We start from the raw sequence: 22,330 nt of genomic DNA, 5'->3' as shown, positions 1-22,330 counted from the left end.
CATCATCGATAACGATCGGGTTATCGGCCACACAACCCTTGACGTCGTGTTCACCAGGGGGCAAAACTGCCGTCCATCGGTCGGCATTGTCGAACACCTACCGGCGATACGCGCTAGAGTGTGGCAACGCCAAGGGCCGGTATCGCTCTCATCCCCCGAGGGCGCGAACCACGGAGGGACCCGTCGGTTCGCCTTCCCCTGGACGAAGGACAAAGGAGTCGCGGGTGTCCAGCTCCGACATCTTCATCGGCGAGATCATTGGTACCGCCGTACTCATCCTGCTCGGCGCCGGCGTTGTCGCCGCCGTCGTGCTCAAGCGCTCCAAGGCGCAGAACGCCGGCTGGGTCGCCATCGCCTTCGGGTGGGGCTTCGCGGTCATGACGGCGGTCTACATATCGGGCCCCATGTCCGGTGCGCACCTGAACCCGGCGGTCACGCTCGGTATCGCGATCACGAGCGGGGACTGGAGCAACGTCCCCGTCTACTTCGCCGGCCAGCTGCTCGGCGCCATGCTCGGTGCCTTCCTGGCCTGGGTCACCTACTACGGCCAGTTCAAGGCCCACCTCACCGACCCGGAGATCATCGCCGCGCCGCCCCACGAGGAGGGCCTGGTCACCGAGGCGGCCGCCCCGAAGGCCGGTCCGGTGCTCGGCATCTTCTCCACCGGCCCCGAGATCCGGGTCGTCTGGCAGAACCTCGCCACCGAGATCATCGGCACGACCGTGCTCGTCCTGGCCGTACTCACCATGGGCCTGAACGACAGCGGCAAGGGCCTCGGCACGCTCGGCGGACTCATCGTCGCCTTCGTCGTCGTCAGCATCGGCTTCTCGCTCGGCGGTCCGACCGGTTACGCCGTCAACCCGGCCCGTGACCTGGGGCCGCGCATCGTGCACGCCCTGCTCCCGATGCCGAACAAGGGCGGCTCCGACTGGGGGTACGCCTGGGTCCCCGTCGTGGGACCGCTGATCGGTGGAGCCCTCGCCGCGGGTATCTACCAGATCGCGTTCGCGTGAGCCGTATGTCCTTCCCTCAGACTTTCAGGAGCACACCGTGACCGACGCACACACCGCCGGCCCGTTCATCGCGGCCATCGACCAGGGCACCACCTCCTCCCGCTGCATCGTCTTCGACAAGGACGGCCGGATCGTCTCGGTCGACCAGAAGGAGCACGAGCAGATCTTCCCGAAGCCGGGCTGGGTGGAGCACAACGCCGCAGAGATCTGGACCAACGTCCAGGAAGTCGTGGCCGGCGCCCTTGAGAAGGGCGGCATCACCGCCGCAGACGTCAAGGCCATCGGCATCACCAACCAGCGCGAGACCACGCTGCTCTGGGACAAGAACACCGGTGAGCCCGTCCACAACGCCATCGTCTGGCAGGACACCCGCACCGACGAGCTCTGCAGGGAGCTCGGCCGCAACGTCGGCCAGGACCGCTTCCGCCGCGAGACCGGTCTGCCGCTCGCGAGCTACTTCTCCGGCCCCAAGGTCCGCTGGCTGCTGGACAACGTCGAGGGCCTGCGCGAGCGCGCCGATCGCGGCGAGATCCTCTTCGGCACCATGGATTCCTGGGTGATCTGGAACCTCACCGGCGGAGTCGACGGCGGACACCACGTCACCGACGTCACCAACGCCTCCCGGACGATGCTGATGAACCTCCACACCATGGAGTGGGACGAGAAGATCGCCCAGTCCATGGAGGTCCCCCTGGCCGTGCTGCCGGAGATCCGTTCCTCCGCCGAGGTGTACGGCCACGTCAAGGGCGGCGTCCTGGACGGCATCCCGGTCGCCTCGGCGCTCGGCGACCAGCAGGCCGCCCTGTTCGGCCAGACGTGCTTCTCCGAGGGCGAGGCGAAGTCGACGTACGGCACCGGCACGTTCCTTCTTCTGAACACCGGCAACAAGATCATCAACTCTTACTCCGGGCTGATCACCACCGTCGGCTACAAGATCGGCGACCAGGAGCCGGTCTATTCGCTGGAGGGCTCCATCGCCGTCACCGGCGCGCTCGTCCAGTGGATGCGTGACCAGATGGGCCTGATCAACTCCGCCGCCGAGATCGAGACCCTCGCATCGAGTGTCGAGGACAACGGCGGTGCCTACTTCGTCCCTGCCTTCTCCGGCCTCTTCGCCCCGTACTGGCGCTCCGACGCCCGCGGTGTGATCGCGGGACTGACCCGGTACGTCACCAAGGCGCACATCGCCCGGGCCGTTCTCGAGGCCACCGCCTGGCAGACCCGCGAGATCACCGATGCCATGACCAAGGACTCGGGCGTCGAGCTGACCGCGCTCAAGGTCGACGGCGGAATGACCTCCAACAACCTGCTGATGCAAACCCTCGCGGATGTCCTGGACGCCCCCGTGGTGCGTCCGATGGTCGCCGAGACGACCTGCCTCGGCGCCGCCTACGCCGCCGGCCTGGCCGTCGGCTTCTGGCCGGACACCGACGCCCTCCGCGCCAACTGGCGCCGGGCCGCCGAGTGGACACCCCGTATGGACGCGGCCGAGCGCGACCGCGAGTACAAGCAGTGGCTCAAGGCCGTCGAACGGACCATGGGCTGGATCGAGCACGACGAGAGCTGACGAGGAGCCATCGATCATGACCACCCTGCAGAGCGTCCCCGCCCTGGGGACGCACCCGGCCTCCGGTTCCCTGCCGAGCCGCGCCAAGACCCGGGAGCAGCTTGCCAAGGCGACGTACGACCTCCTGGTGATCGGCGGCGGCATCCTGGGCATCTCCACCGCCTGGCATGCCGCGCAGGCCGGGCTGCGGGTGGCGCTGGTGGACGCCGGCGACTTCGCCGGCGCCACCTCCTCCGCCTCCTCCAAGCTGCTCCACGGCGGTCTGCGCTATCTGCAGACCGGCGCGGTGAAGCTGGTCGCGGAGAACCACTTCGAGCGGCGCGCGGTCTCCCGCGAGGTGGCCCCGCACCTGTCCAACCCGCTCACCTTCTATCTGCCGGTCTACAAGGGCGGCCCGCACGGCGCCGCCAAGCTCGGCGCGGGCGTCTTCGCCTACTCGGCGCTGTCGGCGTTCGGTGACGGCGTCGGCCACGTCATATCCCCGGCCAAGGCACAGCGCGACGTTCCCGAGCTGCGTACGGAGAACCTGAGGGCCGTCGCCGTCTACGGCGACGACCAGATGAACGACGCCCGGATGGCGCTGATGACGGTCCGCGCGGCCGTCGAGGCGGGCACGGTCGTCCTCAACCACGCCGAGGTCACCGGGCTGCGCTTCACCCGGGGCCGGGTCACGGGCGCCGAGCTCAGGGACCGTACGGACGGCACCGAGTTCGGCGTCACCGCCCGCCTCGTGCTGAACGCGACCGGCCCGTGGGTGGATCACCTGCGGAAGATGGAGGACCCGAACGCGGCGCCCTCCATCCGTCTCTCCAAGGGCGCGCACCTGGTGCTGAAGCGCACCTCCCCGTGGAAGGCTGCCCTGGCCACCCCGATCGACAAGTACCGCATCACCTTCGCCCTCCCCTGGGAGGACATGCTGCTGCTCGGTACGACCGACGAGGCGTACGAGGGCGACCCGGCGGACGTCGCGGTCAACGAGAAGGACATCGCCCAGATCCTCGACGAGGCCGCGTTCTCCATCCGCGACCAGCAGCTGTCGCGCGATCTGATCACCTACTCCTTCGCCGGTCTGCGGGTGCTGCCGGGCGGGCCCGGCGACACCTCGAAGGCCAAGCGCGAGACGGTCGTCACCGAGGGCCGCGGCGGAATGCTGTCGGTGGCCGGCGGCAAGTGGACGACCTTCCGCCACATCGGCCGCACGGTGATGAACAAGCTGGCCGAGCTGCCGGGCCGACCGCTCGCCGACGACATGGAGCCGATCGCGCACCTGCCGAGGAAGCTCCCGCTGCCGGGCATCGCCAACCCCCGCGCCGTCGCCCACCGTCTGCTGGTCGACTCCCCGGCGCCCGGCCCGCGCATGGCCGCCGACACCGCGCGCCACCTGGCCACGCACTACGGCTCGCTGTCCTTCGACATCGCGCGCCTGGCCAACGACAGCCCGGGGCTCGCCGAGCGCATCCACCCGGACGCCCCGGAGATCTGGGCGCAGGTGGTGTACGCCCGGGATCACGAGTGGGCCGAGACCGCGGACGACGTGCTGCGCCGCCGCACGACGCTGACGATCCGGGGCCTGGCGACGGACGAGATCCGTGGCAAGGTCGAGGGTCTGCTGGGCGAAAAGGCCTGACGGCAGGGCGTTCTTCCGTCGACGGGGGCGGCTCCTCGGGGAGCCGCCCCCGTTGTACGCTCAGACATCGGATGACTCGAGTAACGAGTGCGAGGGGGACGTCATGGCTGTCACGGACGAGGCCATCGAGAAGATCAAGGGAATGATCGTCTCGGGTGCGTTGCGGCCCGGTGACCGGCTCCCCAAGGAGAGCGAACTCGCCGCCGAGCTGGGCCTGTCCCGGAATTCGCTGCGCGAGGCGGTGCGCGCGCTGTCCCTGATCCGGATCCTCGACGTACGGCAGGGCGACGGCACGTACGTCACCAGCCTGGACCCGCAGCTGCTGCTGGAGGCGCTGAGCTTCGTCGTGGACTTCCACCGGGACGACACGGTCCTGGAGTTCCTGGCCGTACGCCGAATCCTGGAGCCCGCGGCAACGGCGATGGCCGCGTCCCGGATCAGCGAGGCCGAGCTTGACGCGCTGAGCTCCCAGCTGGACGCGCTGGGCCCGGCGCCCTCGGTGGAGGAACTGGTCGCCACGGACCTGGAGTTCCACCGGGGCATCGTCCAGACATCCGGCAACTCGGTGCTCTGCTCCCTGCTCGACGGGCTGTCGGGGCCGACCACGCGGGCCCGCGTGTGGCGCGGGCTCACCCAGGAGGACGCGGTCAGCCGCACGCTCCACGAGCACCGGGCGATCCTGGCGGCGCTCCGGGACCGTGACGCCGAGGCGGCGCGCTCGTGGGCGACGGTGCACATCGCAAGCGTGGAGCAGTGGCTCCGGTCGACGCTCTGACGCGGCGGGCCCGTACGGTTCCGCCGTCCGGGCCCGCCGCAGACGCTAGTCCTGCTTCTCGCCGCTCGCGAACCGCGAGATCACCAGCGCCACGATGATGATCGCGCCGTTCAGGAACTGGTTCCACAGCGCCGGCACCCCGCCCAGCGTCATCACGTTGACGACAAGCTGGAGCGTCAGCACGCCGGTCAGCGCGCCGAAGAGCGTGCCGCGGCCCCCCTTGAGGCTGATGCCGCCGATCACGGCCGCCGCGAAGACCTGGAAGATCCAGCCGTTGCCCTGGGTGGCCGCCACCGACCCGTAGTGGCCGGTGTAGAGAATGCCGGCGAACGCCGCCAGCAGCCCGCCGACCGCGAGGACGATCCAGGTGATGCGGTCGACGCGGATACCGGCGGCCCGGGCCGCCTCCGGGTTCCCGCCGATCGCGTACAGCGCACGCCCGTGGCGCAGATACGCCAGTGCCGCGCCGCCGATCGCGAAGAGCGCCAGGCAGATCCAGACGGCGGCGGGCGCGCCCAGCCAGTCGGTCTTGCCGAGGTAGCGGAAGGACTCCGGCACATCGGTGATCGACTTGCCCTCGGTGATGCCGATGTGGAGTCCCCGCAGCATCGTCAGCATGCCGAGCGTGGCGATGAAGCCGTTGACACGCAGCTTCAGCATCAGGAAACCGTTGACCGCGCCGATGGCGAGTCCGGCCAGCAGGCAGACCGGGATGGCCGTCCAGACCGGGAGGAGTTCGAGGCCGGCGAAGCGGCCGCCCTCGGCCGGCAGGATCAGCCACATGGCGACGACCGGAGCGATGCCGATCGTCGACTCCAGTGAGAGGTCCATCCGGCCGCAGATGAGGATGAGTGCCTGGCCCAGCACCAGCAGGCTCAGCTCGGACGACTGCTGGACGACGCTGATGAGGTTGTTGGAGGTGAGGAAGACCGGCGAGACGATGAAGCCGATCACCATCAGCACCAGGATCACCGGCACGAGCGAGAAGTCGCTCCACCGGATGAGCCGCAGCCGGTTCAGCGGCCTGTCGGCCGTGAGGTCATCGGCCGTCACGGGCCGTATCGTGTCGGTCATTCCCGCTCCTCCCCCATGGCGCCCACTCCTTCCATGGCGGCCACCAGCTCCCGGTCGGTCCACCCGGTCCCGAAGCGCGCGACGACCCGTCCGTGGAAGAGGGCGAGCACCCGGTCGCACACCCGCAGATCGTCCAGCTCGTCCGAGATGATGACGGCCGCGCTGCCTTCCTCGGCCACCCTGCGGACCACGCCGAGCAGCGCGTCCTTGGACTTGACGTCGACTCCGGCGGTGGGCCGGACCGCGACCAGCGCGCTGGGCCTGCGGGCCAGGGCGCGGGCGACCACGACCTTCTGCTGGTTGCCTCCCGAGAGCCCGGAGACCTTCGCTTGCGGCCCCTGGGTCTTGATGTCGAGTGATCTGATCATGGACCGGGCGAACTCCCTTGTACGAGAGGGCAGCACGGTCCCCCACGGGCCGAGCTGGTCGGCGACGGTCAGCGTGGCGTTCTCGGCGACGCTGCGGTCGGGGACGAGCCCCTGGATGTGCCGGTCCTCGGGGATGTAGCCGATCCCGGCGTCGAGTGCGTGCGGCACGCTGCCCGGCCGGACGGTCGTGCCGCGTACGGTGATCCGCCCCGCGGTCGCCCTGCGCAGCCCGGCGAGGGTCTCGCCGAGTGCCGTGGTGCCGCTGGCGGCGGCGCCCGCGAGTCCGAGCACCTCGCCCGCCCGCACCTCCAGGTCGAGCGGCTCGAACTGGCCGTCCAGCGCGAGCCCTTCGGTGCGCAGGACCGGTTCGGCGCTCCGTGCGGTGCTCGCCGGGGCGAGCCGGCCGGAGGCGCCGCCGCTCGCCTCGCCCGTCATGGCGGCGACCAGGTCGTCCTTGGCGAGCTCGGCGACGGGGGCGGTGATCACGTGGCGGGCGTCGCGGTAGACGGTGACGGCGGTGCACAGTTCGTACACCTCCTGCAGATGATGGGAGATGAAGAGGAACGCGACGCCCTGGCCCTGCAGTTCTCGGAGTTTCGCGAACAGCCGCCGGATGCCCCGGGCGTCGAGCTGCGCGGTCGGCTCGTCGAGGATGATCAACCGGGCGCCGAAGGACAGCGCCCGCGCGATCTCGACGAACTGCCGCTGCTCGACGGCGAGATCCTTCACGCGTGCGGTGGGGTCGACGTTCACCCCGTACTCGGCGAGCAGCTCCGCCGCCCGCTGCCGGAGCCTGCGCCAGCTGATCGTGCGGCGACCGGCCTCGAAGCGGCCCAGGAAGAGGTTCTCGGCCACGGTGAGATCGGGGACCACCATGGACTTCTGGTAGACGCAGGCGACCTTGGACTGCCAGGCCGCCGTGTCGCCGAAGGCGGGGGCCGGCTCCCCGCCGAAGGCCACCGTGCCCGCGTCGGGTCGGTGCAGTCCGGTGAGGACGCTGACGAGCGTGGACTTTCCGGCGCCGTTGCGCCCGACGAGCGCGTGGGACTCGCCGGGCGCGACGGTGAGACGGACGCCGTCGAGCGCGACGGTCGGACCGAAGCGCTTGACGATGCCTTCCGCGTGCACTGCTGGCATGACCATCTGCTACTTCTCCAGCTGGTTGGCCCACAGCTTGGGGTCGTCCACGTTCTCCTTGGTCACGAGCGGCGCCGGGAGCTGGTCCTCGAAGCCGTTCGGGATCTTGATGATGGTGGACCCGTGATCGGTCGCGCCCTCCTTGAAGGCCTTCCCCTCCAGCGCGGCCTTGGCGTAGAACAGCGCGTACTTGGCATAGAGGTCGGCGGGCTGGGAGACGGTAGCGTCGATCTTGCCCTCCCGGATGGCGGCCAGTTCCTCCGGGATGCCGTCGTTGGAGATGATCGTGATGTGACCGGGCGTCCCTGGCGCCTTGAGCAGCTTCTTCTGCTCCAGGAGGGCGAGGGTGGGCTGCAGGAAGACACCGCCGGCCTGCATGTAGATGCCGTTGATGTCGGGGTGCGCGGCGAGGGTGGACTGGAGCTTGGCCGACGCGACGTCGCCCTTCCAGTCGGTTGCCAGCTCGAAGACCCGGATGCCGGGGAAGTTCTTGTCCATGCAGGACTTGAACGCCTCGGAGCGGTCCCGCCCGTTGATGGACGACAGGTCGCCCTGGAACTCGACGACCTTGCCCTTGCCCTTCAGTTGCTCGCCGAGGTACTGGCAGGCCTTGTCGCCGTACGCGCGGTTGTCGGCCCGTACGACCATGTAGACGCTGCCCTTGTCGGGGCGGGTGTCGACGGAGACGACCGGGATGTCCTTCTCCTCCAGGGTCTGCAGGGTCTCGGCTATCGCGCCCGTGTCCTGCGGGGCCATGACGACGGCCTTGGCACCCTGGTCGGTGAAGACCTGGACGTTGGAGACGAGCTTTCCGATGTCGTTCTGCGAGTTGGTCAGCGAGAGCGCGTCGACCTCGCCGTCCTTGACGCCCTTCTCGATGTACTGCTGGTACGAGTTCCAGAAGTCGCTGTCGCTGCGCGGCAGATCGATGCCCACCTTGCCCGCGGAGCCTGACCCGCCGCTCTGGTCGCGGTTGCAGCCCGCGAGGGCCGTCACGGCCAGAAGTACGGCACAGGCTGCGGTACTTGTCGTACGCACTCTCATGGTCCTGTCCTTCCACGGTTGTCGGCTCAGGTGGCGGGGCGCAGGCGCAGTCCCTGCATTCCGCCGTCGACCGCGAGAGCGGTACCCGTGACGGCGGCCGCGGCGGGACTGGCGAGATAGACGACGGCGGCCGCGACCTCGTCGGCGGCGACCAGTCGTCCGGTGGGCTGACGGGCTTCGAGTGCGGCCCGTTCGGCCGCGGGGTCGGCGGCCCGGTCGAGGAGCCGGCCGATCCAGGGGGTGTCGGCCGTGCCGGGGTTGACGCAGTTGACGCGGATGCCCTCGCGCACGTGGTCGGCGGCCATGGCGAGGGTGAGGGAGAGGACGGCTCCCTTGGAGGCGCTGTAGAGGGCGCGCTGGGGCAGTCCTGCGGTGGCGGCGATCGAGCAGGTGTGGGTGAGGGAGACACGGCCGGGGCGCTCGACGGCGGCCGCGCGGAGATGCGGCAGGGCGTGCCGCGCGGTGCGGACCATGCCGAGGACGTTGATGTCGAGGACACGGCGCCATTCGTCGTCGGTGTTGTCGGCGACGGTGCCGACGGCGCCGACGCCCGCGTTGGAGACGACCGTGTGGAGGCCGCCGAACTCGTGGGCGACGGCGTCGACGGCCGCACGGACCGCATCGTCGTCGGTGACATCGGCCTTGAGGGCGAGAGTGCCGTCGGGCGCCCCCGCAGGGTCTCGGTCGAGCACGGCGACACGGGCGCCGCGCGCGAGGAGCAGCGTGGCGACGGCGGCCCCGATGCCGGAGGCCCCGCCGGTCACCAGGGCGGCCAGCCCCTCGAAGTCCCGGGCTCCGAAGTCCCGTACGCTCACTGGTCGGCCTCCTCGTCGGCGGCGGTGCGGCGGGCCCGCCAGACGGGCCCTTCGGGGTAGCGGTGGGCGGCGAGCGACTCGGGGTGCATCCGGGCGGAGAAGCCGGGAGCGCTCGGTGCGACGTAGTGGCCGTGCTCGACGACGGCCGGGTCGGTGAAGTGTTCGTGGAGGTGGTCGACGTACTCGATGACCCGGTCCTCCTTGCTGCGGGAGACGGCGACGTAGTCGAACATCGCGAGGTGCTGCACCAGTTCGCACAGTCCTACCCCGCCCGCGTGGGGGCAGACAGGGACACCGAACTTGGCGGCGAGCAGCAGGATCGCGAGGTTCTCGTTGACGCCGGCGACGCGGGCCGCGTCGATCTGGACGAAGTCGACGGCTCCGGCCTGGAGCAGTTGCTTGAAGACGACCCGGTTGGCGACGTGCTCGCCGGTGGCGACCTTGACGGGCTGTCCGGCGCGTACGGCCGCGTGGCCGAGGACGTCGTCGGGGCTGGTGGGTTCCTCGATCCAGTGCGGCTCGTACGGCGCCAGGGCCTCCATCCAGCGCAGCGCGTCGGCGACGTCCCAGCGCTGGTTGGCGTCGATCGCGATGCGCACGGCGGGTCCCACCGCGGCGCGGGCGAGCTTCAGCCGCCGTACGTCGTCGTCGATGTCGGCGCCGACCTTCAGCTTGATCTGGCCGAATCCGTCGGCGACGGCCTGTTCGGCGAGCGTGACCAGCTTCGTGTCGGAGTAGCCGAGCCAGCCGGGCGAGGTCGTGTACGCGGGATAGCCCTCGGCACGCAGCCGTTCGGCCCGCGCGGCCCGGCCGGGCTCGGCGGCGCGCAGGATCGCGAGCGCTTCGTCCCGGGTGAGTGCGTCGGTGAGATAGCGGAAGTCGACGAGGGACACGAGCTCCTCGGGAGTCATCCCGGCGAGGAACTCCCACACGGGCTGCCCGGCCCGGGTCGCCGCGAGGTCCCAGGCGGCGTTGATCACCGCCCCGGCCGCCATGTGCATCACCCCCTTCTCGGGGCCGAGCCAGCGCAGCTGCGAGTCATGGGTGAGTTCGCGGTGGAGCGCGGCGAGTGCGGCGGCCGTGAGCGGGGCCGGGCGACCGACGACGTAGGGGCGCAGCGCCTCGATGGCGGCGGCGATGACATCGTTGCCGCGTCCGATGGTGAAGCAGAAGCCGTGGCCTTCGTCGCCCGCGTCGGTGCGGATCACCACATAGGCGGCCGAGTAGTCGGGGTCGGGATTCATGGCGTCGGAGCCGTCGAGCTGTTCCGAGGTGGGGAAGCGGACGTCGTGGACCTCGAACCCGGTGACGGTCTGACTCATGCACGCCCCTCGTTGGAACATCGGACCTCTTCGGTCATCCGATGTATAGCGCTGCCGCGTCCGTGGAGTCCAGGGCCGGGACGGAAGAAATCCAGTGACAGCTCGGATGAATGTCCGTGCGAATCCGGTATTCCGGTGACCTATGCCCCCTGCCGTATCGAACTTCACCCGGCCGTGCGCAGAGGCTCGGGCGGGCCCTCGCGAAGCCGTAAGGTTGGTCCGTACGCAAGAAAACGCCGAAAGGAGGCACTGGGTGATCGAGCTCGAGGGGGTTCCCGAGCTGATCGACCCGGTCATGGTGGCCGCGTTCGAGGGCTGGAACGACGCCGGCGACGCCGCCTCCACCGCGGTCGCACACCTGGACCGGGAATGGAAGGGCGAGGTGTTCGCGGCGCTCGACGCCGAGGACTACTACGACTTCCAGGTCAACCGGCCCACGGTGTGGCTGGACGGCGGGGTACGGAAGGTCACCTGGCCCACCACCCGGCTCTCCGTGGTCAGGGTCGGCGGCGACAAGCCCCGCGACCTGGTGCTGGTCCGCGGAATCGAGCCGTCCATGCGCTGGCGCTCCTTCTGCAACGAGCTGCTCGGCTTCGCCCATGAACTGGGCGTCGAGATGGTGGTGATCCTGGGCGCACTCCTGGGCGACACCCCGCACACGCGTCCGGTACCGGTCAGCGGAGTCACGTCGGACCCGGACCTGGCCAGCTCGATGGACCTGGAAGAGACGCGGTACGAGGGCCCGACGGGCATCGTGGGCATCCTCCAGGAGGCCTGCACGCACGCCGGGGTACCGGCCGTGTCGCTGTGGGCGGCAGTGCCCCACTACGTCTCGCAGCCGCCGAACCCGAAGGCGACTCTGGCCCTGCTGAACCGGCTGGAGGATCTCATCGACCTCCGGATCCCGCTCGGTGAACTGCCGGAGGACGCACGGGCCTGGCAGCTCGGCGTCGACCAACTGGCCTCCGAGGACAGCGAAGTGGCCGAGTACGTGCAGACACTGGAGGAGGCGCGGGACACCGCCGAGCTTCCGGAGGCGTCCGGCGAGGCCATCGCGCGCGAGTTCGAGCGCTATCTGCGGCGCCGGGACGGCGGTCCGGGCCCCGGCCAGGCTTCGGGCGGGCACGCGACGGAGAGCGGCGACGCGGGCACGTACCTGCGCGACACTGCGACCGGCGGCCGTACGAAGCCGCCCAAGCCGCCGAAGCCGGGGCCGGAGCGCGAGGACGAGAGCGAGGCCGAGGGCGACGCGGGTTCGGACTCGGGCCCGGGCTCCACGGACACGTCCGAGGACTGAGCGAGCAGCGACAGCGGGGTGGTGCCGGACCGGCACCACCCCGCTCCCGCATCGGGTCCTGCGAGCCGTCAGCCGCAGCGGAAGCGTGCCGCCGCCCAGTCGCCGTGGTCACCGGTCTTGGAGCCATTGGTGTCGGTGATCCGCAGACGGACGTGGCGTGCGCCGGTCACGTCGACCTCCGCCGGCACGGTCGCCGACGCGCCGCTGAGCTTCGGCGAGGTCCACAGCACCTTGCCGTCCGCCTCGACCGAGAAGGCCACTTCGCCGTAGCCGTCGATCTCGTCGTCGATGCCGACGTCGGCCGTGAACGCGGTGCAGCGGCCGCCGAGGTAGACCTCGATGCCGGAGTCGGCGTGCGCTCCGATCCCCTTCTCGTAGGTCGTTCCGGCGAGCGTGAGCGTGTGTCCGTCGCCCGCGCCCGACTCGCCGTTGCTGCGGTCCCGTTCGGGCGGGCCCCAGCCGTTGGTGGACGTGAGCCACACCAGATCGCTCGCCCAGGCGTCGGCGGCCGGCGGCTCCGGCATCACCCCGACGGCGAACCGCTGTGCGGCGGTACGGTCCTGGCCCGCCGCCGCGTACCGTACGGTCGCGGTCAGTGTCTCCTCGCCCGGTTCGGCGTCCTTCGCGGGGGTGACGCCGACCTCCACACGCCGCGTCGTGCCCGCCGGAACACGGTCCACCGTCGCCGCGGGCGTCACCTGCCAGCCCGCAGGGGCCGCCAGCGAGACGGAGACCCCGGTGGCGTCGCGGCTGCCCGCCGTGACGTCGACCGCGATCTTCCCGGGCGCCCCGGCACCGGGCTCCTGACCCGCGGGCACGGCGACCACCGCGGCCGCGCCCGGCACCGCGCCGCCGACCGCCGCGGTGTCCTCCAGCTCCAGGGCGAAGGCCCGGTCGGTCCGCAGGGTGCGGGTCTTGACCTCGACCACACCGCCGCGGTCGTCGCGGTCGTAGAACCAGCCCTGCGCCGCCGCCTCGTACGCCGCCTTCGAGGTGAGCCGGGGCAGTGTGCGGTCATCGAGCTCGACCGCGCTCGGCGCGTCGCCGGTGTGCACGGTGAACCGGTACGGCCTGGCGGTCTGCTTGCCGGTGAAGGAGCCCTTGCTCGTGCCGATCCGTACGGTCACATCGCCCGCACCGCGCCGCGGCGCCTCGACGTCGGCGCGCTGGGAGGCGTACTTGCCGGCGCGGTGCTCGCGCGTCACCCCGTCGTCCTCGTACAACGTGAAGGAGGACCTGCCCTGGGGGTAGATGTCCCAGGCCAGCGGGGACTCCGCGGTGCGGTCGGCGTAGGACCGGATGCCGCCCGGCCACATGGGCACCGTGGCACCGGCGCGGACGAAGAGCGGGAGCGTGTCGAGCGGGGCGCTGTAGTCGTCGACGGTGACCGGGCCCTCGTGGGTCCGCCCGCTCCAGTAGTCGATCCAGGTGCCCTTCGGCAGGTAGATGCCGCCGCGCTGCGTCGCGTCCCGGTGGACGGGCGCGACGAGGAAGTCCTCCCCGCTCAGGAACTCGTACTTGGCCGCGTCCGTCGCGGCCCTGGCGTCGTCGGGGTACTCGAGCACGAGCGGGCGGGCGAGCCCGATGCCGGTCTTCGTGGCCTCGTGCGCGTGCGTGTAGATGTAGGGCAGCAGTGCCTCGTGCAGCTTGAGGTAGTCGCGATTGATGGACGTGTACGGCTCGCCGTACCGGAAGGGCTGCTTGTCGCTCGCGGCCCAGCCGTCCATCGTCATCGTGACCGGCAGGAACATCTTCCACTGCAGATCACGGGTGTACGTCTTGGGGCTGCCGCCGAAGATGCCGTCGACGTCGCCCGTCGTGTACGCGAGGCCGGACATGGAGGCACCCGCGTAGGTCGGGATCTGCCAGCGGATGTACTCCCAGGTGCCGGACTGGTCGCCGGACCACTGGACGCCGCAGCGCTGCGCGCCGGACCAGCTCTCGGGCGCCCAGGTGAAGCCGCGGGCGGTGCTGTTCGCCTCGATGCCGGCGTACGCGTCCTTGCAGCCGTCGAGGGCGAACTTGTAGCCCGCGCCGACCCAGGCGACGTCGAGCTTGGCGACCCGCTGGCCGGCCTTGACCTGGTCGGCGAGCTTGTCGAGACCGTCCTCGGTCCACAGGCCGAGCTGCATCTTGCGCTGCTGGAGGCCCTGGGCGGTCTCGGCGAGGTTCTCGTAGCCGCAGCCGTAGCCGTCGTTGACGAGCATCCAGCCGTTGGGCATGTCGTTCTCGACATAGCCGTCGGCGACCTTGAGCGCGTCGAGGGTGTGCCTCTCGCCGCGGTTGGCGTTGTGCAGGTAGCAGTCGGCGTCGCCGATCTCCAGCCCGTAGACGGGCGGCATGAAGGGCTTGCCGGTGAGCTTCGTGTACTGCCCGATGACGTCCTTGGCACCGGGTCCCGCGAAGTAGTAGGCGTCGAAGCGCTGTTCCTGGGCCGTGGTGGTGACGGGCTCGCCGAAGACGTACGTGTTGGGGGCGTACGTGTTGCGGTAGACGCCGTAGCCCGCCGAGGAGAGGTAGAACGGGACGGAGTTGGGGTGGCCGCCGTCGTTCCAGTTGTAGTCGACGCCGACCTCGACCGTCCTGCCGCGGTGGGAGGTGTTGCCACGGCCGTTCTGCATGCCGGCGCCATAGAACTGCTCGTCGCCGCCGCGCGCGAGTGTCTGGGTCATGCGGTCCTGAGTCCACGTCAGGCCCTGCGTCTCGGCCCAGAGCCGCCTGCCGTCGGCCCGGTACAGGGCGAAGCGCAGTGGTGACTTGTAGGCGTGCAGGGTCACCTTCGACGTGCTGAGCTCGTAGCGGTCGCCCTTGTCCCTCCAGCGCGTGGCGGGCGGACTGCCCTGCGGGAGGACGATGTCGGCGCCCGTCGGGTCGCTGAAGGCACCGTCGGGGGCGAGTTCGATGCGGAAGGTCTCCTGGGAGACGAAGCCGACGCGGGCCACGGCCTGCCCGGCGGTGAGGCGGTAGACGGGGCCGTCGGCGGTGAAGCCGGTGACCTCCCCGACGGTGGTGGGGGACGGTTCGGCCTGGGCGCTTCCCGGTCCCGCGAGCACCGCGATGAGACCGAGCAGGGCTCCGGCCACCGCCGATCCGACGCACCTGATGCGTTTTGTTGATTGCATGCAGCGTATTTAGCGCAGAAACAAGCACGATGCCATGGACAAAACAGAACCGCCCCCGGACTCCGCAGAGAAGTCCAGGGGCGGCGAGCGGGTATGTGCCGACGACGTGCGGATTTACAGAGCGACGCCCAACAGCGCGTCCACAGCACGGGACACGAGACCGGGCGCGCTCTCGTCCGTACCTCCTTCGGTGCGCTGGAGTTCCGCCCAGCGGTCGACGGCGGCGAGCGCGGCGGGGGCGTCGAGGTCGTTCGCCAGGGCTTCGCGGATCTCCTCCAGGAGTGCCTCCGCGGGCGGCCCGTCGGGACGCGACACGGCGGCGCGCCAGCGGCCGAGGCGGGCCACGGCCTCCTGGAGCACCTGGTCGGTCCACTCCCAGTCGGCGCGGTAGTGGTGCGCGAGCAGGGCGAGCCGGATGGCGGCGGGGTCGACGCCCTCGCGGCGAAGCGTGGAGACGAAGACCAGATTGCCCTTGGACTTCGACATCTTCTCGCCGTGCAGCGCGACCATCCCCGCGTGGACGTACGCCTTGGCGTACGGGTGCTCGCCGGTGAGCGCCTGGGCCTGCGAGGCGCCCATCTCGTGGTGCGGGAAGGCGAGATCGGATCCGCCGCCCTGGACGTCGAAGCCCATGCCGAGGTGGTCGAGGGCGATGGCGACGCACTCGATGTGCCAGCCGGGCCGGCCGTGGCCGAGACTGCCGCCGTCCCAGCTGGGCTCGCCGTCGCGGGCGGCCGTCCACAGCATCGGGTCGAGCGGATGCTTCTTACCGGGACGCTCGGGGTCGCCGCCGCGCTCGGCGGAGAGGGCCCGCATCTTGTCGGCGCCGTAGTTCGACACCTCGCCGAAGTGCGGGTCGGCTTCCACGGAGAAGTAGACGTCGCCGTCGAGTTCGTACGCGGCTCCGGCGTCGCGCAGCCGCTCGACGAGGGGGACGATTCCCGGTATGGCCTCGACGACGCCGATGTAGTGCTTCGGGGGCAGCATCCGCAGGGCGGTCATGTCCTCGCGGAAGAGCGCGGTCTCCCGCTCGGCCAGCGCGACCCAGTCCTCACCGTCGCGCTTGGCGCGCTCGAGGAGGGGATCGTCGACGTCCGTGATGTTCTGGACGTAGTGAACCTGCCGCTTGGTGTCGAGCCACACGCGCTGAACGAGGTCGAACGCGTTGTAGGTCGCCGCGTGACCCAGATGGGTCGCGTCGTACGGAGTGATTCCGCAGACGTAGATACGGGCGACGGGACCGGGGTCGAGGGAGACGGAATCCCCGGTCGCGGTGTCGTGGATCTGGAGGTCGCGGCCCGTGCCGGGCAGGGCGGGGACCTCAGAAGCGGGCCAGGCATGCATGCCATGAGCGTAACCGGATGCCGGTTCCGGATACGAACCGGATGCCTCCTCTTGGCCGGTTCGGCACTCTTGCGCGGGCGATGACCTGGAGGTATGGAGCAGGCCCTGGAGCGGAGAGCGGGACCTGGAACGGGGGCTGCGCCGGGGTCCTACACCGGGGGCCACGGGATCGCGGGCCACTCGCCCGAGGGCTCCGGGTGGCTCAGGGAGGCCAGCAGGGCGGCCACACGGGAGCGCACTGCGGCCACCTCCGCCTCAGTGAGCAGCTCCCCGAGGCGCACCGCCAGGGCGCCGCCGTCGGCGAGGGAGGCCATCAGGGTGCGGAGCACCTCGACCGCCTCCGTCGTGAGGGGCTCGCCCGCCCAGCCCCAGAGCAGGGTGCGGAGCTTGTCGTCGACGTTGAAGGTGACGCCGTGGTCGATCGCGTACAGCCGTCCGTCCGGCGTCGGCAGCAGATGCCCGCCCTTGCGGTCCCCGTTGTTGATCACCGCGTCCAGGACGGCCAGCCTCCGCAGCCGCTGATCGTCGGCGTGTACGAGGAGCGCCGTCCGCCCCTCCCCCACGTCCGCGAAACCGACCGCCTTCCAGCCGTCTCCCGGCTCCTCGTCCTCGACGAGGGCGAGCAGCCCGGCGGACGCGTCCCCCTCTATCCAGAGCTGGACCATGCCCTCGCCGTACGGCCCGTCGCGCAGCACAGTCGGCGGGACGAGCCCCCATCCGGTCGCCTCGGAGAGCTCGTACGCCGCCACTTCGCGCTGCGCCAGATTGCCGTCCGGGAAGTCCCAGAGCGGGCGCTCGCCCGCGATCGGCTTGTAGACGCAGTGCGCCTCCTCGCCGTCGTACGAGACGGAGCAGTACAGCACCGCGTTGGACGCCTCACGGATCCGCCCCCTCACCGTCAGCTCACCCTTGGTGAGCAGCTCGAGAGCCGTCGCGTGCATGTTCGCGTTGATCGTCACGCTCCGCGACGGTATCCGTTCTGGCGCGGACATACATGTCCCTCCGGGTCGAGCGGCAGGCTGCACAGCGGGCACGGCGGCCGCCCCGCGTTCACGACGTCCAGGGCGCGCTTGGCGAAGGCCCTCGCCTGCGCCCCGCTCAGCCGGACGCGCAGCATCGGCGGACCGTTCTCCTCGTCCTGCAGCAGCCGTTCCTCGGCCTCCGCGAGGTCCTCCTCGGAGTCGACGTCCAGCTCGACGAGCGCCTGCGCCTCCACGATCATGCGCTGTTCCTCGCCGTCCCAGGCCAGCGCCATCGTCCCGACCCGGAACTCCTCCTCCACCGGCGCGTCGAGCGGCGCGGTGTCGGCGACGTCCGTCGGTGCCACGGCCGGCACCGGGGCATTGCCCCCGGTGCGCCGCACCACCTCGTCCAGCAGCTCGTCGATGCGCTCGGCGAGCGCGGCGACCTGGGTCTTCTCCAGGGCGACGCTCGTCACGCGCCCCCCTGCGGAAGCCTGGAGGAAGAACGTACGACGTCCAGGCAGCCCGACCGTACCGGCCACGAAGCGCTCCGGTGGGTCGTAGAGGAACACCTGACGGGACACGTCCTGTCTCCCTTGAGACTCGAGATTCAGCGGGCTTTCGGCCCGTCCACCCTACTGCGCGATCCGATCACGGTGCGCCCGCACCGCCCCCGATCACGGCGGACCCGTCGGCGCCCTCCTCCTGCGGCTTCGGCACCGGCTTGAGCACCCCGAAGTCCCCCGTGTCCCCGAGCCGCAGCAGGAACGGCCGCACCCGGGTGTAGCGGACCGCCGTCACGGAACACGGTTCGACGTGGATCCGCTGGAAGAGGTCGAGATGCATCCCGAGCGCGTCCGCCACCAGGGACTTGATGATGTCGCCGTGCGAGCACATCAGGTAGACCGCGTCCTCGCCGTGCTCCTCCTCGATCCGCGCGTTCCACTCGCGTACGGCGTCGACGGCCCGCGCCTGCATCGCGCGCATCGACTCGCCCCCGGGGAAGGCCGCCGCGGAGGGGTGCCGCTGCACGACCTCCATCAGGGGTTCGTCGGCGAGTTCGGCGAGCTTGCGGCCGGACCAGTCGCCGTAGTGGCACTCACCGATCCGTTCGTCGGTGTGCAGCGGCAGCCCGGGACGCTCGTCGAGCAGCGGCTGCAGGGTCTCCAGACAGCGCTGGAGGGGACTGGTGACGACCGCGGCGAGCTCCACCCCTGCGAGCCGCCCGGGCAGCGCCGCGGCCTGCGCGGCGCCGCGCTCGTCGAGGGCGACACCGGGTGTCCAGCCCGCGAGCACCGCTGCGGTGTTGGCGGTGGAGCGTCCGTGGCGTACGAGGATCAACGTGGCCATGACGGCCAGCCTAAGCGGTGTCCCGGCGAGCCTGTACGCCGCCGTGGAGGTGCGAGGGCGCCCCTGGCGCGGAAGAATGCGCGCGTGATCGTCGATTACGCCCTCTACCGGAACGGGTGCCGCACCAAGGGCCCCGACGACTTCTCCGACGCGCTCACCGAGGCGCGCGCGACCGGGGACGACTTCCTGTGGATCGGGCTGTACGAGCCGACGAAGGACGAGTTCGACCTCGTCAGCAGCGAGTTCGGGCTGCATCCGCTGGCCGTCGAGGACGCGCTCTCCGCCCACCAGCGTCCCAAGCTCGAAGTGTACGACGACTCGCTGTTCATGGTCCTCAAGCCGGTGAGGTACGACGCCGAGACCGACACCGTCTCCACCGACGAGGTGATGGTCTTCGTCGGTGACTCGTTCGTGGTGACCGTCCGGCACGGGGAGAGCGCGCCGTTGCATGCCGTACGGCTGCGGCTGGAGGCCGATCCGCACGTCCTGAAGCACGGTCCGACGGCGGTGCTGTACGCGGTGTGCGACTACATCGTCGACCACTACATCGAGGTCGCGGCCGAGCTCCAGGTGGACCTCGAAGAGATGGAGACGGAGGTCTTCACGCCCATCCGGGTGGACACGTCCCGGCACACCGCGGCCAAGATCTACAACTTCAAGCGGCAGGTGCTGGAGTTCCGCCGGGCCACCGCGCCGCTGGCGGCGCCGATGACCCGGCTGGCGGGCGGGACCGTGCCCTTCGTGCACCAGCACTCGCAGCCGTTCTTCAGGGACGTCAGCGACCATCTGACGCGCGCCAGCGAGCAGCTGGAAGGGCTCGACCGGCTGCTCTCGGACATCCTGTACGCACATCTCGCGCAGATGGGCGTGCGGCAGAACGACGACATGCGCAAGATCTCCTCGTGGGCGGCGATGGCCGCGGTGCCCACGTTGGTGGCGGGGATCTACGGAATGAACTTCGAGTTCATGCCCGAGCTGCGGTGGGTCTGGGGGTATCCCGTACTCATCCTGTTCATGGTCGCCCTGGAATTCGGACTCTTCCGGCTGTTCAAGCGGCGGGGCTGGCTGTGAGAGCCCTCGGCTGCGGTCAGAAGGCGGGGGCCGCCGTGGCCGGGCCGCCGAGGGCGTCGCGCCGCTCGGGCATCGTCAGGCTGACCATGCGCCGCCAGCCGCCGGCGCGCTCGTACACGTACATCGCCCGGATGCCGGCGGCGAGCGCCGCGGACTTGGGCTTCGGCCAATTCAGGAGCCTGCCCATGTGAAACATCACGGCGAGGCTGACGTCCCGGTAGACCGCGATCTCGGTGAGGGCGCACTCGCGGAGGGTGCGCTGGATGGTGCGGCCGTGGCCCGCGTACGCGAGGCGGAGCAACTCCTCGTGGCAGTACGCCAGGTGGTTGTCCTCGTCGTTGCAGATCTGCCTGATGGCCTTGCCGACCTCCGGGTGTCCCCCGAAGTACTTGACCAGCATGTCCATCTGGTCGGCGGCGCGCTGCTCGGTGACGCGGCTGTGCGAGAGGTAGACGACGATGTCGTTCTCGGTGAGCCGCTCGTCGCGGCGCAGCTTGTCGTGGGCGAGGCCGATGCCGTGCTTCTCCAGCAGCATCGTGTAGTCGGTATCGGGCGGTACGTCGACCGGCTCGAGGCCGCGCTTCTTCAGCAGGGCGTTGAAGATCCGGCCGTGCTTGTCCTCGTCGGCGCCGTGCCGGGTGATCTTCGGGGCGAGCTCGTGCATCGCCTCGGGCACGAGGGCCGCGATCCGGCCGTTCTCCCAGCCTCCCTGGGCCTCGCCGCTGGCCGCGATCGAACAGAACAGCTGGTAGGAGTCGTCGTGGTCGAGGATTTCCTGGAACAGGCTTCGGGCCGAGAGCATCACTGCCACCTCCGGTCAGGTGTCCGCAAAGAACGAGTCAAATGCCGACGAGCCGTCCCGGCAACAGGTGCGCGGGCGAACTCCACCGAAAGAAGGAGCGCGCGAGCGGCGACGGCGCGAGCGGCACGCGTCTTCCGGGCCGCCTGCGGGGCGCCGCGCGAGGCTCGGATCCCCGTGCCCCACGCCCGGCCGGGCGTGGGGCACGGGGATCCCTCGAGGACGGACACCGCCGGCCACCGGACGGTACGGGCACACATCGAGCCCGTCCGGCGCCACCGCCGGCCACCGGACGGTACGGGCACACATCGAGCCCGTCCGGCGCTCGAGCACGGCCGCCCGGGCCCACCGGACGGTACCGGTCACGTCATCGGGGGCTGAGGGCTTGCGCCCCGGTTCGGGAAGAGCCCGCCCGGTGCGTGCAAGGGGCGTGACCCGGCGGGCCGTGGCGCGTTAGGTGTCGTGACGGCCGTGGCGGGGATGACCCCGAGCCCCCACCACGGCCGCAGGCTCGCTCACACGAGTCCGGAGCGCTCCAGGGCGTCCGTGCCGGCCCGCAGCGCCGCGAGGCGTTCCTCGAGCGTGAAGCCGGCGGGCGCGAGCGTGAGGGTCGTGACCCCCGCAGCGGCGTACGCCTGCATCTTCTCGGCGATCCGCTCGACGGAACCGAGCAGCGTCGTCGAGTCGATCAGCGAGTGCGGCACGGCCGCCGCGGCCCCGGCCTTGTCCCCGGACAGGTACTTGTCCTGGATCTCCGCGGCTTCCTTCTCGTAACCCATGCGCTGGGCGAGCTGGTTGTAGAAGTTCTGCTTACGGCTGCCCATGCCGCCCACGTACAGCGCGGTGTACGGGCGGAACATGTCGGCCAGTCCGTTGACGTCGTCACCGACGGCGAGCGGGACGGTCGGGCAGACGTCGAAGCCCTCCATGGTCTTCCCGGCCTTCTCGCGGCCCGCGCGGATGTGGCGGACAGCGGTGTCCTCCAGGTGGTCCGCCGAGGGGAAGATCAGCAGGGCGCCGTCGGCGATCTCGCCGGTCTGCTCCAGGTTCTTGGGGCCGATCGCGGCGATGTACAGCGGGATGTGCTCGCGCTGGGGGTGGACGGTGAGCTTGATCGGCTTGCCGGGGCCGCCGGGCAGCGGGAGGGTCCAGTGCTCGCCTTCGTACGAGAGGCGCTCGCGGGTCATCGCCTTGCGGACGATCTCGACGTACTCACGGGTGCGGGAGAGGGGCTTGTCGAACTTGACGCCGTACCAGCCCTCGGAGACCTGCGGGCCCGACACGCCCAGGCCGAGCCGGAAGCGTCCGCCGGAGAGCGAGTCCAGGGTGGCCGCGGTCATCGCGGTCATCGCGGGCTGGCGGGCGGGGATCTGGAGGATCGCGGAGCCGACGTCGATGCTCTCGGTCTGGGCTGCGACCCAGGCGAGCACGGTCGGGGCGTCGGAGCCGTACGCCTCGGCGGCCCAGCAGACGTCGTAGCCGAGGCGGTCCGCCTCCTGGGCGACGGCGAGATTGTCGCTGTCCATCCCCGCGCCCCAGTAGCCGAGATTGATGCCGAGCCGCATACCGCTCCCCTTACCAGTGAGTAACGTCCTTGTCGCGGGACTCTAGCGCGCGTCTCCGGGATCCGTCAGGGGCGAGTT

The 22,330-nt window shown here is 70.5% G+C and carries 18 protein-coding genes; 6 read left to right on the top strand and 12 right to left on the bottom strand.

What is annotated here, in order from left to right; all coding sequences use genetic code 11:
• The first annotated feature begins 224 nt into the window (after positions 1–224).
• From ABT078_RS05045 to ABT078_RS05030, 4 genes are all read left to right on the top strand, one after another.
• Positions 225–1,013 carry an MIP/aquaporin family protein gene (locus ABT078_RS05045; RefSeq protein WP_351223919.1) on the top strand — a complete coding sequence of 263 codons (789 nt, stop codon included), beginning with the start codon at positions 225–227 and terminating at the stop codon, positions 1,011–1,013.
• A 37-nt stretch (positions 1,014–1,050) separates the two neighbouring features.
• Positions 1,051–2,580, top strand: coding sequence for a glycerol kinase GlpK (gene glpK / locus ABT078_RS05040; protein ID WP_351223918.1), 1,530 nt, complete (start codon positions 1,051–1,053; stop codon positions 2,578–2,580).
• 16 nt (positions 2,581–2,596) lie between these two features.
• Positions 2,597–4,207, top strand: coding sequence for a glycerol-3-phosphate dehydrogenase/oxidase (locus tag ABT078_RS05035; RefSeq protein ID WP_351223916.1), 1,611 nt, complete (start codon positions 2,597–2,599; stop codon positions 4,205–4,207).
• Between the two features lie 103 nt (positions 4,208–4,310).
• Positions 4,311–4,982, top strand: coding sequence for a FadR/GntR family transcriptional regulator (locus ABT078_RS05030; RefSeq protein ID WP_351223914.1), 672 nt, complete (start codon positions 4,311–4,313; stop codon positions 4,980–4,982).
• Positions 4,983–5,027: 45 nt separating this feature from the next.
• On the opposite strand, the gene ABT078_RS05025 is transcribed toward ABT078_RS05030, so the two are convergent.
• Genes ABT078_RS05025 through ABT078_RS05005 form a run of 5 tightly spaced genes read right to left on the bottom strand, consistent with a single transcriptional unit; the run spans position 5,028 to position 10,742 of the window.
• Positions 5,028–6,056 (bottom strand): ABC transporter permease, encoded by a 1,029-nt coding sequence (locus tag ABT078_RS05025; protein ID WP_351223912.1) that lies wholly within the window; start codon positions 6,054–6,056, stop codon positions 5,028–5,030.
• On the bottom strand, positions 6,053–7,567 hold the full coding sequence (locus tag ABT078_RS05020; RefSeq protein ID WP_351223910.1) for a sugar ABC transporter ATP-binding protein: 1,515 nt from the start codon (positions 7,565–7,567) through the stop codon (positions 6,053–6,055). Before ABT078_RS05020 ends, ABT078_RS05025 begins: the two co-directional genes overlap by 4 nt.
• A gap of 3 nt (positions 7,568–7,570) precedes the next feature.
• Positions 7,571–8,605 (bottom strand): sugar ABC transporter substrate-binding protein, encoded by a 1,035-nt coding sequence (locus tag ABT078_RS05015; protein WP_351223908.1) that lies wholly within the window; start codon positions 8,603–8,605, stop codon positions 7,571–7,573.
• Between the two features lie 26 nt (positions 8,606–8,631).
• Positions 8,632–9,420, bottom strand: coding sequence for an SDR family NAD(P)-dependent oxidoreductase (locus ABT078_RS05010; RefSeq protein ID WP_351223906.1), 789 nt, complete (start codon positions 9,418–9,420; stop codon positions 8,632–8,634).
• Complete coding sequence (locus tag ABT078_RS05005; protein ID WP_351223904.1) at positions 9,417–10,742, bottom strand: enolase C-terminal domain-like protein; 1,326 nt, start codon at positions 10,740–10,742, stop codon at positions 9,417–9,419. The genes ABT078_RS05010 and ABT078_RS05005 overlap by 4 nt, the downstream gene beginning before the upstream one ends.
• A gap of 253 nt (positions 10,743–10,995) precedes the next feature.
• Between ABT078_RS05005 and ABT078_RS05000 the strand changes: the two genes are divergently transcribed.
• Positions 10,996–12,039 carry a PAC2 family protein gene (locus ABT078_RS05000; RefSeq protein ID WP_351223902.1) on the top strand — a complete coding sequence of 348 codons (1,044 nt, stop codon included), beginning with the start codon at positions 10,996–10,998 and terminating at the stop codon, positions 12,037–12,039.
• A 68-nt stretch (positions 12,040–12,107) separates the two neighbouring features.
• Here the strand turns inward: ABT078_RS05000 and ABT078_RS04995 are convergent, their stop codons facing one another.
• The 5 genes from ABT078_RS04995 to ABT078_RS04975 all read right to left on the bottom strand — a co-directional run bounded on the left by ABT078_RS04995 (position 12,108) and on the right by ABT078_RS04975 (position 18,817).
• Positions 12,108–15,161 (bottom strand): NPCBM/NEW2 domain-containing protein, encoded by a 3,054-nt coding sequence (locus tag ABT078_RS04995; RefSeq protein WP_351223900.1) that lies wholly within the window; start codon positions 15,159–15,161, stop codon positions 12,108–12,110.
• A gap of 114 nt (positions 15,162–15,275) precedes the next feature.
• Positions 15,276–16,505: a cysteine--1-D-myo-inosityl 2-amino-2-deoxy-alpha-D-glucopyranoside ligase gene (mshC, locus tag ABT078_RS04990; protein WP_351223898.1), complete on the bottom strand. Its 1,230-nt coding sequence runs from the start codon at positions 16,503–16,505 to the stop codon at positions 15,276–15,278.
• A gap of 149 nt (positions 16,506–16,654) precedes the next feature.
• A complete protein-coding gene (locus tag ABT078_RS04985; protein WP_351223896.1) occupies positions 16,655–17,497 on the bottom strand; it encodes an SCO1664 family protein in 843 nt (280 codons plus the stop codon).
• The gene (locus ABT078_RS04980; protein ID WP_351223894.1) at positions 17,461–18,051 is read right to left on the bottom strand and encodes a DUF3090 domain-containing protein; all 591 of its coding nucleotides are present in this window, start codon (positions 18,049–18,051) and stop codon (positions 17,461–17,463) included. The genes ABT078_RS04985 and ABT078_RS04980 overlap by 37 nt, the downstream gene beginning before the upstream one ends.
• Positions 18,052–18,118: 67 nt before the next feature.
• A complete protein-coding gene (locus ABT078_RS04975) occupies positions 18,119–18,817 on the bottom strand; it encodes a histidine phosphatase family protein (RefSeq protein WP_351223892.1) in 699 nt (232 codons plus the stop codon).
• Between the two features lie 84 nt (positions 18,818–18,901).
• Here ABT078_RS04975 and corA point away from each other — a divergent pair, with 84 nt between their 5' ends.
• Positions 18,902–19,888, top strand: a complete 987-nt coding sequence (corA, locus tag ABT078_RS04970; protein WP_351223890.1) for a magnesium/cobalt transporter CorA — start codon at positions 18,902–18,904, stop codon at positions 19,886–19,888.
• Between the two features lie 16 nt (positions 19,889–19,904).
• On the opposite strand, the gene ABT078_RS04965 is transcribed toward corA, so the two are convergent.
• Together ABT078_RS04965 and ABT078_RS04960 are read right to left on the bottom strand one after the other, a co-directional pair.
• Positions 19,905–20,690 carry an OTU domain-containing protein gene (locus tag ABT078_RS04965; RefSeq protein ID WP_351223888.1) on the bottom strand — a complete coding sequence of 262 codons (786 nt, stop codon included), beginning with the start codon at positions 20,688–20,690 and terminating at the stop codon, positions 19,905–19,907.
• Positions 20,691–21,202: 512 nt separating this feature from the next.
• Positions 21,203–22,252: an LLM class F420-dependent oxidoreductase gene (locus tag ABT078_RS04960; protein WP_351223886.1), complete on the bottom strand. Its 1,050-nt coding sequence runs from the start codon at positions 22,250–22,252 to the stop codon at positions 21,203–21,205.
• Positions 22,253–22,330 lie beyond the last annotated feature (78 nt).

The sequence above is a fragment of the Streptomyces sp. NPDC002133 genome (assembly GCF_040296405.1).
GTDB lineage: Bacteria > Actinomycetota > Actinomycetes > Streptomycetales > Streptomycetaceae > Streptomyces.
This window is presented reverse-complemented; position numbering and strand designations above follow the sequence as displayed.

Coding starts and splice junctions, on each gene's coding strand:
- ABT078_RS04960 (WP_351223886.1), bottom strand. CDS start 22,252: ATGCGGCTCGGCATCAATCTCGGCTACTGGGGCGCGGGGATGGACAGC.
- ABT078_RS04965 (WP_351223888.1), bottom strand. CDS start 20,690: ATGCTCTCGGCCCGAAGCCTGTTCCAGGAAATCCTCGACCACGACGAC.
- ABT078_RS05035 (WP_351223916.1), top strand. CDS start 2,597: ATGACCACCCTGCAGAGCGTCCCCGCCCTGGGGACGCACCCGGCCTCC.
- ABT078_RS04975 (WP_351223892.1), bottom strand. CDS start 18,817: ATGGCCACGTTGATCCTCGTACGCCACGGACGCTCCACCGCCAACACC.
- ABT078_RS05030 (WP_351223914.1), top strand. CDS start 4,311: ATGGCTGTCACGGACGAGGCCATCGAGAAGATCAAGGGAATGATCGTC.
- ABT078_RS04985 (WP_351223896.1), bottom strand. CDS start 17,497: ATGTCCGCGCCAGAACGGATACCGTCGCGGAGCGTGACGATCAACGCG.
- ABT078_RS04995 (WP_351223900.1), bottom strand. CDS start 15,161: ATGCAATCAACAAAACGCATCAGGTGCGTCGGATCGGCGGTGGCCGGA.
- ABT078_RS05025 (WP_351223912.1), bottom strand. CDS start 6,056: ATGACCGACACGATACGGCCCGTGACGGCCGATGACCTCACGGCCGAC.
- ABT078_RS05015 (WP_351223908.1), bottom strand. CDS start 8,605: ATGAGAGTGCGTACGACAAGTACCGCAGCCTGTGCCGTACTTCTGGCC.
- mshC (WP_351223898.1), bottom strand. CDS start 16,505: ATGCATGCCTGGCCCGCTTCTGAGGTCCCCGCCCTGCCCGGCACGGGC.
- ABT078_RS05005 (WP_351223904.1), bottom strand. CDS start 10,742: ATGAGTCAGACCGTCACCGGGTTCGAGGTCCACGACGTCCGCTTCCCC.
- ABT078_RS05020 (WP_351223910.1), bottom strand. CDS start 7,567: ATGGTCATGCCAGCAGTGCACGCGGAAGGCATCGTCAAGCGCTTCGGT.